Source organism: Virgibacillus tibetensis (assembly GCF_036026595.1).
Taxonomy (GTDB): Bacteria; Bacillota; Bacilli; order Bacillales; family Amphibacillaceae; genus Virgibacillus_P; species Virgibacillus_P tibetensis.
On sequence record NZ_JARZFX010000005.1, the window covers coordinates 72,120 to 84,312 of the forward strand.

The following is a 12,193-nucleotide window of genomic DNA, read 5'->3' on the forward strand; positions in this document are numbered from 1 at the left end:
ACTTTTATTAGCAGATTTTACTTCAGACAAGGAGCGGATGAATATGGCCCATAAAATTCTCATTATAGGTGGAGTTGGCGGCGGTGCAACTGTAGCTGCCCAAATTCGCAGAAATGACAAGGAATCTGAAATTATTTTATTCGATAAAGGCAGCTATATCTCTTTTTCTAATTGTGGGATGCCTTACTACATAGGAGATACTGTAGAGGAAAGAGATCAATTATTATATCCCGAAGCAAAGTTTGCGGAAAAGTATAATTTAGTCATTAGAACAAACACAGAGGTCGTGTCCATTGACCGTGACCGAAAAACAATCATCTATAAAGATACGGCAGGTAATCACAAAGAAAGCTATGACAAACTAATTCTGTCGCCAGGAGCCTCAGCCGCTACTCCTCCTATTGAAGGATTAAACGCTGATCGAACGTTCCCGTTGCACACGATTCCAGATATGGATGCGATCCATTCATTCATAAAGAGGAACAAACCAAAAACGGCAGCAATAGTAGGTGCAGGATTCATCGGTTTAGAAATGGTGGAAAACCTGCATGCCCTTGGTTTAAATTGTACAATGATCGATCGCTCCGAACAGGTAATCAAATTAGTTGATAGTGATATGGGCAGCATCGTTCAGAAGCATCTGAATGATAAAGGAGTAACTGTCATTTTAAATGATGGATTAGACTACTACTCAGATGAAGGTAAGAGGTTGCACTTAAACAGCGGAGAAGTGATTGATGCAGATATGACAATAATGGCTGTAGGAATTAAACCTAATACAAAACTGGCTATTGAATCTTCTTTGAAACTTGGAGATACAGGAGCTGTCTTTGTAAATGAATTCATGCAAACAACCGATCCTGCTATTTATGCACTGGGTGATGTTGTAGAAACAAAGGATTTAATTACAGAAACACCGAGGCACATTGCCCTTGCCTGGCCGGCTCATCGCCAGGCATTCATCATCGCCAGCCATTTGAATGGGGAAAGAATTCCTTATAAAGGAACCCTTGGATCAGCTATTTTAAAAGTTTTTGATCTAACTGTTGGTGCTGCCGGACATAACAGTGCATCCTTAAAAAAACTGGGAATTCCCTTTAAGGAAGCGGTAATAGAGTCATACTCCCATGTCAGATATTACCCAGGTTCTGATAAACTTTGGATAAAAATACTGTTTGACGAGGAAAGCGGAAGACTGTATGGTGCTCATACAGTAGGGTTTGAAGGTGTTGATAAGCGGCTCGCTGTATTGTCTACTGCCATATCGGCTAAACTGAATGTTGCAGATTTACCAGAGCTGGAACTAGCTTACGCACCACCCTATTCCAATGCAAAAGATCCAATCAATATTCTGGGCTATAAAGCTAGTGCTATGCTAAAATAGCGAAACTTCATTCAGTATGAAATCATCCTCCGGTTACCACTCAAGATGGAATTACCATTTAAAAGCACCTAACCGCAGTCAGGTGCTTTTTTTTAGTTATTCTTATTCTTTTGTTTGTTATCCTTACCTTTTTCCTTTGCTTCCTCAGCTTTTTTATTTGGTTGTTTGTTTTGCTGCTTCTCTGCTTTTTTCTCAGCCTTCTCTTCCTTTTTTTCTTCCTTAGCAGCTGATTTTCCTGCCTTTTCAGCAGCTTTAGCAGACTTTGTTACGACTTGTTCAGGTTTTCCATCACTGGAATTAGTCTGTGTAACTACTGTTTTTTCTACTTCTTCAGATTCTTCGCTATCCTGATTTAAGCTAGCTGTGTTATCTGTTTCTTCCTGAGTTTCTGTTTCTGTTTCTGCTGCTTCTTCTTCATCAGCAACAAGCTTGCTTGAACGCTTCTCAATCTTCTCAGCTAATTTATCAAATGATTTTTGAATGTTTTTCGCAATAGCTTGCTGTGCTCTTGGATTGTCTATTTTAAGCAATACATCAGATAAAGCTTCAAAGTTATTAGCAAGCTTTACGTGTAAATCAACCATTTCCTGCTCTTCTTCTTCATCAACAGCTTCTTTAGCTTCTTCAGATTCATTTTGATTTTCTTCTTCATTTATTGAAATTTCCAATTCAGCATCAACTTTTTCTTCCTGTTCCTCAAGAATTGCTTCTGCTTGCTCTTGTGCTTTAATTGCAGCTTGCAGTAACTCGGTAGCTTCATCTATTTCACCATCAAGAATAAGAGAATTTGCTTCTGCAATACGGTCTGCAGCATATTCTGCAAGTAATTGACTTTCTTGATACTCACTGAATGTAAGTGTTAATTGGATTTTTTCCTTCATCAACTTTGCAAAATAGGAAAGCTCATTCAAAACTGTCTGTGATAGTTGCTCATCCTGGGTAACTGACTCTTCCGCTCCATCTGCATCGTTTTTCTCTTCATCAGCTGCTTCAGCTTGCTCCTCATCAACCTCATTAATGACAATGGAATCATCCTGTTTTTCTTCCGCAAGAACAGGGGGGGCAAACGTATAGGATGATACCAGAAGGGCACTTGCTGCAATTACCATAACTTTCTTAGATAAATTCATTTATTATTCCTCCTTTTTTGCATTTCAGTAAATATTTCGTAAATTAACCTTGGTTTATGTCTGCTTTTGTACACATTACTATAAAACCATACTTATTACCCATTCAAAAAGTTATTTCAATTTTATAATCGTCATTACAACAAGAAAAGGCCCCCAGCTTAATCAGCTGGAGGGCTCCCTAGAGGTCTTCTTCAATTCGATAAACCAGTGTGAAATTAGTATCATCCAGTAGTTCGGCAACATGAACGCGTAACCCATGTCCAAATATCACTTCATCTTCTGTCATGGCAACAATCATTGCTTTTGTATCACTCTTCACATCGATATAAATATCACCAACTACAGGTTTTAATGAATTATCCTTTTCTGCCAGGTAGCTGATAGATTCATCCTCAATCTGCTGTGCTTCTGGTACCAGGTTTTTATCATAGTAGGCAATTTCCCTGCTTGCTTCTGCCTTTCCAGGAACCATTACAACATATTCACTATGTTTCACGCCATTATCCCTAGTAGTAACAACATTTCCGTCCTCTACGCTATCCACCTTTTCGATCTCATTAAGTGAATAATGATCCAGGAAATCAGGGGTAGGCTTGATGATTAGAATATAATCACCTGGTTCTGGTTTCTTATCCTTGTCAATTGTGTACCGTTTACCGTAAAAAATAAACGTATCATTATGTTTTGGTTTATATAAATCTATTTCACTTGCTCTGGTCAAAATCTGCTGCATGTCCTTCAATCGGTATAGGTGAACGGACTTTTTAAACATTGGTTTTACGCTATAAACCTTGTGCAATTCATTTTTATAAAAAACAAATTGTCCTTTCCTAACTTGAAAAAGCTTCATAGTGTTAGTTACCTCCTAATAATACGTGTGAGTTTATTATAACTTCAATTATAGAAAAATAAAGTCTATAGTCATTTTCCCATAAATCTATACCATGTAAACATTTATTTAGAAACTATTTAACCCGCATGAGCCTTACTTTACATTGCGATCCATGTGAACGAAAGATAATTCCGTATCTACTTTACCCAGTATGCGTTTTGTTGTAATTTTCTTCCCCTGCAGCCAGCTTGAGAAGTCAAATATGATAGGCTTTTTATTTCCTCCCAATGCAAACCATGCCTTTTTTTGCTTAGGAAAATAGGCCGATGTATGAATAGTGCCTGCCCATTGTTTGTATTTAGTAGAGAAAATACCTTTGTCCATATCATTCAGCATACGAAACGCTTGATAGGCATCAGTGACCTGACCTTGCTGTTTCCTTATGGCATTCATTCGTTGATACGAATCGTCTAAGTGATGGCGATTTTCGTGCTTTAAAATTTCGTAATGATTTGTGCAAACATTTGAATTGCGCACTTCTACCCCTCTAGGTGTAGCTTCAACTACGAATGTCTCTTCCTCTTCATCCAAGAGAACATAACTGAAGGAATGGCGATGGGGTATCTCCCTCAATAAGTTAATCGCTTCACCTACAGTTGCGCAGCTTTCCAGGACGATCCTCGCAATCATATTGCAGATAAAACCATCACCGGGCTGTTTTCTATGCATGAAGTTATAGCCCATTACAAGCCCTTTTTCATTCATTCCATCCATCCGTCCCGTGATTCGCTGAGAAGGTCCTATGATTGCATAGCCCTGATCTGTAGGTTGATAGAACGTATAACGTCCCTCATATGTTTTTGGATGATAATCATAGTTACGAATCATGTAATCAGATCCGGTATAAATAGTGCAGCCACTCTTAACATATTCAAGACGATAACCACCGAACTCCTGTAACACATCTTCTATCTTCCAACCTAATGCGTCCTGAAGACCAAGTAGCTCATCCCAGATTCCAGGTGCATAGGGAAGGATGGCATTTTTCACTTCATTTGCTGTAATAATAAAACGCGGCCTTCTTATCTTCCATTGTTTTTTGCGGTTTTCCAGCGTAAGTGAATCTTTCAATGACTCCCCCTGCATATAACCAAAGTCATAATGGCTTCCACGAAATTGAATAATATCACTATAAATTTGTTTCATAAAGAAATCCCTCATTCTACAGTTACTTAGTTTTATCTAAAACATAAATATTATTCCGTAATCCGAACGATTAAGAAACACCTTGGAGTTTTTTTCCAAGGTGCAGCAAATAATTATTTCTCCATTTCCTCAACGAGCAACGACAGCTCTTCCCATCGCTCCATCTTTGCATTTAATGTTTCTTCTATTTTTTCTTGTTTTGCAAAAAGTTCCTGTACCTTTTCAGAATTACTCCCAGCGTCGACTATACCTGCCTTTAGTTCTTCAACATGGCTTTCTAGATCCATAATGTCTTCCTCAATTTTCTCCCATTCTTTTTGCTCATTATAGGAAAGCTTTTTCTTTTGCTTTTGTCTGACTGGCTTCTCTTTAACTATTTTTGCTTGCTCTTGTTCTATTGTTACACGTTGTTCCAAATATTCACTGTAGTTACCATAGAAGAATTCTGTCTTCCCTACTCCTGTAAACACAAGCAAACGATCTACCACGCGGTCCAAGAAGTAACGGTCATGGGAAACGGTAATAACAACACCAGGGAAATGATCCAGGTATTCTTCAAGTACACTTAATGTTTGTGTGTCCAGGTCATTGGTCGGTTCATCTAAAAGAAGCACGTTTGGCTCGGTCATTAATACCTTCAGCAAATACAAACGTCTTCTTTCCCCACCTGAAATCCTGCGAATATAAGTCCATTGTTCCCTTCTCGAAAACAAAAAGCGTTCCAGCATCTGCTCCGCAGTAATTACGGAACCATCTTTCGTGTAGACAATTTCAGCAACTTCTTTTATATAGTCAATAATACGCATATTTCCATCGAGTTCTTCATCACCCTGTGTATAGTAGCCGATTTTAACAGTTTCTCCTATTTCTATGTGCCCACTATCAGGAGTGATGCGCTCTGCAATCAAATTCAGCAAAGTCGTTTTTCCAGATCCATTTGGGCCGATTAAGCCTAACCGCTCATTTGGAACCACCAGGTGACTGAAGTCTTCCAGCAACTTTTTCTCTCCTAAGGATTTATCAACCTGTTTCAGTTCAATTACACTTTTTCCTAATCTTGTGGAGCCAACCTGAAAATCAACATTTTGTTTCTTTGTATCAAATGTCTGTTCCTTCATGTCATCAACACGGCCAATTCTCGCTTTTTGCTTGGTTGACCTTGCCTTGGCCCCACGTCTTAACCATGCCAGCTCCCGGCGTAGTGTATTTTGATGTTTTATCTCACTACTTGCTTCCAATGCTTCCCGTTCTGCTTTTTTTTCTAAAAAAGTTTCATAGTTACCTTGATAAATATACAAGTTTCCTTTATCCAATTCATAAATACGGTTGGTTACACGATTTAAGAAGTACCTATCATGTGTAACCAGCAATAAAGCCCCTTTGTATGACTGTAAATACTTCTCCAGCCACTCTACCGTTTCATTATCCAGATGGTTTGTTGGTTCATCCAATATTAGTAAGTCTGCAGGTTGAATGAGTGCTTTAGCAATTGCAATCCGTTTTTGTTGACCGCCAGAAAGCCCGATGACCTGCCCATCATAATCGGTTATCCCTAATTTTGACAATACAGCCTTTGCTGTCGTGTTAGCTTCCCAGGCCTCTACTTCATCCATTTCCTGCTGCATCTTCATGAGTTGATTTTGGGCATCACTGTTTTCCGGGTCACGTTGAAGCTGCATAAGAGCATTTTCGTAATTACGCATTACTCTCATAATGGTCGCTTCCCCATAATAAATCTGTTCGATTACAGTCAAGTCAGGATTAAGTTTTGGGTCTTGGGATAAATATTCAATATGATAGTCCTTTGAATGGTTAATCACCCCTTTTTCAGGTGACTCTATCCCGGCAATTGTTTTTAAGAAGGTAGACTTCCCGGTACCATTCACACCGATCAGACCTATTCGTTCTTTATCCGTTATGGTACACGAAATCTCATCAAATAAGATTTTTTCACCGTACGATTTATATAAATTTTCAATTGTAAGCATAGTAAACCTTCCTTACGCACTAGAGAGGAAACTAGTTTGCACTTTTATTTTTTCTGTTAGTAAATAATGTTTTTAATACAATAACTATTAAAAATAAAAACCATGATGTTACAATGTAAAAAATAGATTTGGCTGCAGTGTTCATATCTGAAAAGAAGAATATCATTCCTGTCCAAATAACTGCCATGATAATAAGCTGTACTACTAGTAATTTCACGGTAATCTCCTCCGTATCTAAAAATAACCCATCTATTAGTTTATCCTAGTCCCAGTTATTTTTCCATTTATTTAGTTAGAATAATAGAAGGGAAACAGCCCTTATCAACTGTTTCCCTCCCTAATTACATTTCTAGAATTGGTTTATTATATTGGCCATCTCTATCGCTGACACTGCAGATTCTGCACCTTTATTGCCCGCTTTCGTTCCTGCACGTTCAATAGCTTGTTCGATTGTTTCTGTCGTTAATACACCAAATATTACTGGTTTGCCTGATTGCATTGAAGCGTTAGAAACACCTTTGGCGGCTTCACTGCAAACATAATCAAAGTGCGGGGTAGAACCGCGAATTACCGTTCCTAATGTTATCACTGCGTCATAATTATCTTTTTGCGCCATTTTTTGAGCAACTAAAGGAATTTCAAATGCTCCTGGAACCCATGCAACATCAATGTTATTCTCGTCAACGCCATGACGCTTCAATGTATCTCTAGCACCATCTAATAATTTACTTGTTATAAATTCATTAAACCTTCCTACAACAATACCTATCTTTAAATCACTTCCAACCAGATTACCTTCAAATGTTTTACCCATTATTACAACTCCCCATATTATGCATAGTTATTAACTTCTTGCAATTTGCGATATTTAATCAGTTCTTCAATTGTGATAATTTTTAAATTAAATTCTACTGCTATATTCATTAAATCCGGAACACGCGCCATGGTGCCATCTTCCTTAATAATTTCACATATAACGCCTGAAGGAGATGCGCCACTTAATACTGCTAAATCAACGGATGCTTCCGTATGACCAGGACGAGTAAGGACTCCTTCCTCTTTTGCAATGATAGGAAATACATGTCCAGGTTTTTTAAAATCCGTCTCCTTCACCCCGGGATCAAGCATTGCTCGGATTGTGTTGGATCTTTCTTGTGCACTGATTCCAGTAGTTGAATCTTTATGATCTATACTTACTGTAAAAGCAGTACCAAATGGGTCTGTGCTATTACTCGTCATTAGTGGGAGCCCAAGCTTTTCAGCCAGATTGGGTTTAATTGTTGTACATACTAAGCCCTTGCCATGTGTAATCATAAAATTAATCACTTCTGGTGTTGCCATTTCGGAAAGGGCAACGAAATCTCCTTCATTTTCTCTATTTTCATCGTCAACCACAATAATAGGCCTTCCTGCTTTTAACTCCGTTATTGCTTCTTCAATTGTATGAAACATTATTTTCCCTTCTTTCAAGCGAATCCATTATTTTTTAAAAAGTCCTGGTTTATATTCGTCTTACCCTGCTGATGATTCATCATTTGCTGCACATATTTTGCAAGCATATCACACTCAAAATTAACAATATCCCCTTTATCCTTCTCACCTAAAATTGTCTCAGAAACTGTATGCGGGATTAGCGATATCGTAATTGTTCTTTCCTTCACCTGGAAGATTGTTAAACTAATTCCATCTATTGTAATAGATCCTTTATTCATTAAGAATGGTACAAATTCTTCTGGCAGTTGAATATCATAATAAATCGCATTCTCTTGTTTTTGTTTTCTTGTAATTTTCCCTATGCCATCCACATGTCCAGAGACAAAGTGTCCACCAAACCGACCATTTGCCGCCATCGCTCTTTCTAAGTTTATATTCGAACCCTTTTTCAAAGCGTTTAACGAAGTTGATTTAACTGTTTCTGGCATTACATCGACTTGAAAGCCACCCGAGTCAAAATCTGTAACAGTTAGACAAATGCCGTTCACGGCGATACTATCACCCAGCTGCACATCTTTTATGACTTCAGCAGATTTTATTATCATTTTCACAGCGTGATCGGATACTTGCTCCATTTGCTGTATCGTACCAACCTCTTCAATTAATCCTGTAAACAATATCTGCCACTCCCTTTCCAGGTTCAACCTGGGTATTTCATCCTAACCCTTGGTTCACTAATTTAATTACAAAAATAAAAACCCCTGAAATCGCTTCAGAGGTATAATGGCAGAATTTTCATAAGTAAGGTACACAAATAAATAATCTTAACTAATTAAACAAAGGCAGAATAAATATATCTTGCCCCTGGTTCATTACTAGAAGATACTTACTTTCTGAAAAATTCCTTCTCCCATCCAGACTTTAACTGTCGGCTCTGGAGTTTCACCAGATCCACCGTTTGGTATTAACCGCACGGGTCACGGACTAAGAAGTGTTATACTTCATCACCGCCGATTGGGAATTTCACCCGACCCCGAAGGAAATTCAAATATGAACTTGTATATTTGTTATAACCTAAATATGATTATACTGCAAGTAATTTGGTTTATCTACATTTTAATTTGGATAAGTATTATCTAACTTGTTGTTGACGAATTGGTCAACAACACCACTTGATCGCTATTAATGCGTTCTATTTTATTCTGTTTTTCCCATACCCGCTAAATATTTCCATGCTTCTTTAAGCATTTTACATTCCCCCTTTTTTTATTTTGTTCGATGTAGAACAACACAATATTGCCCTTTTATATATTTAATTTTAAAAATATATCTTAATCCCATGGCGTTCAACCAATCTTTCTAACTGGTTTAAACATAAAATGTATTACTACCTCTAGGAGGTGAACCTTTATGAGTGATTATGGATTTAAAAGAGACGATAGTTTTGCTTTAATTGTTGTACTCTTCATTTTGTTAATTATTGTTGGTACAGCATTTGTAAGCAAGTATTAATTAGCCAAATCCATCCTGCATGCTAACTCTCTCTTAACTCCCCAATAAAGCGCCTTTAAGGCGCTTTATTGTGCCTTACTTTATTATTAACCTTAGTATTTGAAATAAGATTTTTATTGAGTTTTACTTTTAGCTTCTTTGGTCCAGGAAACTCAACAACTTTCCCCTGTATCTAGGGAAATGTCACCTTCGCCTTCAAAGGGACAATTGACCTTTCATACCTGACCTAAGTTCTTTTCAACCGATGTACAGAAAAATGAAGCAAAGCCCTGAAGGGACGAGCGCTTCACTTCATCTTCTCAAATTCCTGAATCATCAACTCATAGTTCAATGCACCAAATGCTTTGTACTGAATCAGACCCTTGGAATCAATCATGTAGGACGTAGGTATTGGCTTTATTCGGTAAAGATCACTAACCTTTGAATGTTCGTCCATTAATACAGGAAATGTCAGTCCATATTCCTCTACAAAATCAGGTACATGCTTGCTGTTAGTCTCCGTATCGGTTAAATTCACCGCTAAAATAACAATGTCTTTCTCTTCATGAAACTTCTGCATATCCGGCATTTCCGCTCTGCACGGGGGGCACCAGGTTGCCCAAAAATTCAGCATCACTCGTTCCCCACGGAAATCGGATAGCTTAACTGTATCTCCATCCAATGTTGTTAGCTCAAAGTCGGAAGCTACATCTCCTACTTCGACTCCCTCTGCTGTCACATTTAAAGTCTCTGTACCGTCTACAGCTACTGCCGCCCCATTTTCTATTGTATAATTATCATTACCAGCAAAATTCGCATCACTTACTGGCTCAACAAAATCATATAAAGCCCAAACAAACATACCAATCAGAATTACAATCATAGTCATTTTTTTCATCTAATAACCCTCCGATAACCTACTAATACTATTGTGACACATTTACTTTTAAAACATACAAGGTGGTCATTACTAGATAAAATACGATTAGGAACCACGGTGCTATCAGATAGCCAAATACCGTTACAAACGGGAATACATATGCTAGAAAAAGCTGCCCAGCTGTCCACCCACTTAAAATAATAATTGCTATTTTCCCAGGAGCAATTCGTTCCTGTACAAGTAAAAATGCGACTATAAGTAACACTAATAAACCTAAATAAACTAATGTATATGGATTTTTATTCAAGTTAAGCTGAATAAACTCAAAAACGAATGATCCTACTAAGAAAACAGGTATAAATGAAAAAAGGGTACTAAAAGTCTTTTCTTGCTTTCTTATACACTTGTATAAAACAGTAAGTCCACTTAATAATACAGCTATATAAAAAGCATGTGAATTACTAGGATATGCCAAGATTGCCAGTGGATCTTGAAAGAATACAGTTAAATTCAAGAGAATTTTCCCCACCCATATGAATAAGAGAAAATTAATCAGCAAAGAGGCAACTTCCTCTATTTGTTTTTTCCTCTCAGCCTTTGTCAATGGACTAACTATATAGAAAAATAATAAACCCGCAGTCATACTTATGAGGAGAATAAAAATTGGTATTAAAACCCAAATCGACATCTTGCATACCCCCTATTGTATGTACTCATTATAATAGCTGTTATATCGGAATGTAAAACAGTACCTTCTGTATACCTAATACCGAAATTTGCTATAATAAATAGGATAAATACATAAACAAAGGGGTTCTGATCTAATGGCTCTCTCAAAAGGAAAAACTAACTGTATCACAGACGTCGGTGGCGTTAAGGTCGGACATGTTACATTATATGAAAAACTAGATGAGGAAAGCACTATTTGTACTGGCGTGACTGCAATTCTTCCTCATGGAGATGACCTCTTCAATACAAAGACACGTGCTGCAAGTGCTGTAATTAATGGTTACGCTAAAACGGCTGGGCTAGTTCAGATGAATGAGCTTGGCTTGATCGAATCACCTATTATGCTGACAAATACGTTTAGTGTTGGAGCAGTTTGGCAAGGAACTCTGCAATATATGCTAAATGGAAATAGAGAAATTGGGGATTCAACAAACTCGATCAATATTGTTGTAGGAGAATGCAATGACAGCTATTTAAATTCTATTCGTAATCAAATAGTAAGTCCTGAGCATGCTATTCAAGCAATTGAAAGTGCTTCTAGCAACCCAACGGAGGAAGGTGCTGTCGGGGCGGGAAAAGGCATGGTTTGTTATGGCTACAAAGGTGGTGTAGGCACCGCTTCACGCGTAGTAACTACTCCCAATGATAAATATACTGTAGGATGCCTCGTAATCAGTAACTTTGGAAAAAGGGAAGAAGCTCTTTTTGCTGATTGGGAAAAGAAGAAACTGGATGCACCGGATGGCTCCATTATGATGATAATCGCAACAGATGCTCCACTTTATGATCGCCAACTAAAAAGGCTGGCGAAACGGTGTGCAGCTGGGCTTGGGCGAACCGGGAGCAATATCGACAATGGAAGTGGAGACATTGCCATTGCATTTTCTACAGCCAATACATACGATCACAATACGGGCACCGCTGTAGAGAGCCTATCTTATATTCGCGATGACCACCATGTAATGAACCAATTATTCCAGGCAGTTGTTGAGATAACAGAAGAAGCAATAATTAATTCCCTTAAGAAGGCAGAGACAACAGAAGGCAGAAAAGGAAGAGTCGTGGAAAAAGCGCCACTATAATATGTCGAGGATCAGCCCCATACCGAGGGCTGCTGTT

General features: G+C 38.0%; 12 protein-coding genes, 1 pseudogene and 1 riboswitch. Of the genes and pseudogenes, 3 read left to right on the forward strand and 10 right to left on the reverse strand.

Annotation, left to right across the window (positions count from 1 at the left end; genetic code table 11):
- Positions 1-43: 43 nt before the first annotated feature.
- On the forward strand, positions 44-1,384 hold the full coding sequence (locus QGM71_RS11820; protein WP_327607761.1) for a CoA-disulfide reductase: 1,341 nt from the start codon (positions 44-46) through the stop codon (positions 1,382-1,384).
- Between the two features lie 92 nt (positions 1,385-1,476).
- On the opposite strand, the gene QGM71_RS11825 is transcribed toward QGM71_RS11820, so the two are convergent.
- The 8 genes and pseudogenes from QGM71_RS11825 to ribE all read right to left on the reverse strand — a co-directional run bounded on the left by QGM71_RS11825 (position 1,477) and on the right by ribE (position 8,651).
- Positions 1,477-2,514, reverse strand: coding sequence for a DUF5667 domain-containing protein (locus QGM71_RS11825; RefSeq protein ID WP_327607762.1), 1,038 nt, complete (start codon positions 2,512-2,514; stop codon positions 1,477-1,479).
- A gap of 178 nt (positions 2,515-2,692) precedes the next feature.
- On the reverse strand, positions 2,693-3,364 hold the full coding sequence (locus tag QGM71_RS11830; RefSeq protein ID WP_327607763.1) for a hypothetical protein: 672 nt from the start codon (positions 3,362-3,364) through the stop codon (positions 2,693-2,695).
- Positions 3,365-3,499: 135 nt separating this feature from the next.
- A complete protein-coding gene (locus tag QGM71_RS11835) occupies positions 3,500-4,552 on the reverse strand; it encodes a C45 family peptidase (RefSeq protein WP_327607764.1) in 1,053 nt (350 codons plus the stop codon).
- A gap of 113 nt (positions 4,553-4,665) precedes the next feature.
- Entirely contained in the window at positions 4,666-6,540 is a 1,875-nt protein-coding gene (locus tag QGM71_RS11840; protein WP_327607765.1) for an ABC-F family ATP-binding cassette domain-containing protein, read from the reverse strand.
- A 31-nt stretch (positions 6,541-6,571) separates the two neighbouring features.
- On the reverse strand, positions 6,572-6,757 hold the full coding sequence (locus QGM71_RS11845) for a hypothetical protein (RefSeq protein ID WP_327607766.1): 186 nt from the start codon (positions 6,755-6,757) through the stop codon (positions 6,572-6,574).
- A 132-nt stretch (positions 6,758-6,889) separates the two neighbouring features.
- A complete protein-coding gene (ribH, locus tag QGM71_RS11850; RefSeq protein ID WP_327607767.1) occupies positions 6,890-7,354 on the reverse strand; it encodes a 6,7-dimethyl-8-ribityllumazine synthase in 465 nt (154 codons plus the stop codon).
- 35 nt (positions 7,355-7,389) lie between these two features.
- Positions 7,390-7,992: pseudogene (ribB, locus tag QGM71_RS11855) on the reverse strand (3,4-dihydroxy-2-butanone-4-phosphate synthase); the annotation flags it as partial.
- Positions 7,993-8,006: 14 nt separating this feature from the next.
- Positions 8,007-8,651 (reverse strand): riboflavin synthase, encoded by a 645-nt coding sequence (gene ribE / locus QGM71_RS11860; protein ID WP_327607768.1) that lies wholly within the window; start codon positions 8,649-8,651, stop codon positions 8,007-8,009.
- Between the two features lie 221 nt (positions 8,652-8,872).
- Positions 8,873-9,019: riboswitch (FMN riboswitch) on the reverse strand.
- A 365-nt stretch (positions 9,020-9,384) separates the two neighbouring features.
- Here ribE and QGM71_RS11865 point away from each other — a divergent pair.
- A complete protein-coding gene (locus tag QGM71_RS11865; RefSeq protein WP_327607769.1) occupies positions 9,385-9,486 on the forward strand; it encodes a YjcZ family sporulation protein in 102 nt (33 codons plus the stop codon).
- 286 nt (positions 9,487-9,772) lie between these two features.
- Here the strand turns inward: QGM71_RS11865 and QGM71_RS11870 are convergent, their stop codons facing one another.
- On the reverse strand, positions 9,773-10,363 hold the full coding sequence (locus QGM71_RS11870; protein ID WP_327607770.1) for a peroxiredoxin family protein: 591 nt from the start codon (positions 10,361-10,363) through the stop codon (positions 9,773-9,775).
- Between the two features lie 28 nt (positions 10,364-10,391).
- Positions 10,392-11,033: a hypothetical protein gene (locus tag QGM71_RS11875; protein ID WP_327607771.1), complete on the reverse strand. Its 642-nt coding sequence runs from the start codon at positions 11,031-11,033 to the stop codon at positions 10,392-10,394.
- 136 nt (positions 11,034-11,169) lie between these two features.
- Here QGM71_RS11875 and QGM71_RS11880 point away from each other — a divergent pair, with 136 nt between their 5' ends.
- Complete coding sequence (locus QGM71_RS11880; protein ID WP_327607772.1) at positions 11,170-12,156, forward strand: DmpA family aminopeptidase; 987 nt, start codon at positions 11,170-11,172, stop codon at positions 12,154-12,156.
- Positions 12,157-12,193 lie beyond the last annotated feature (37 nt).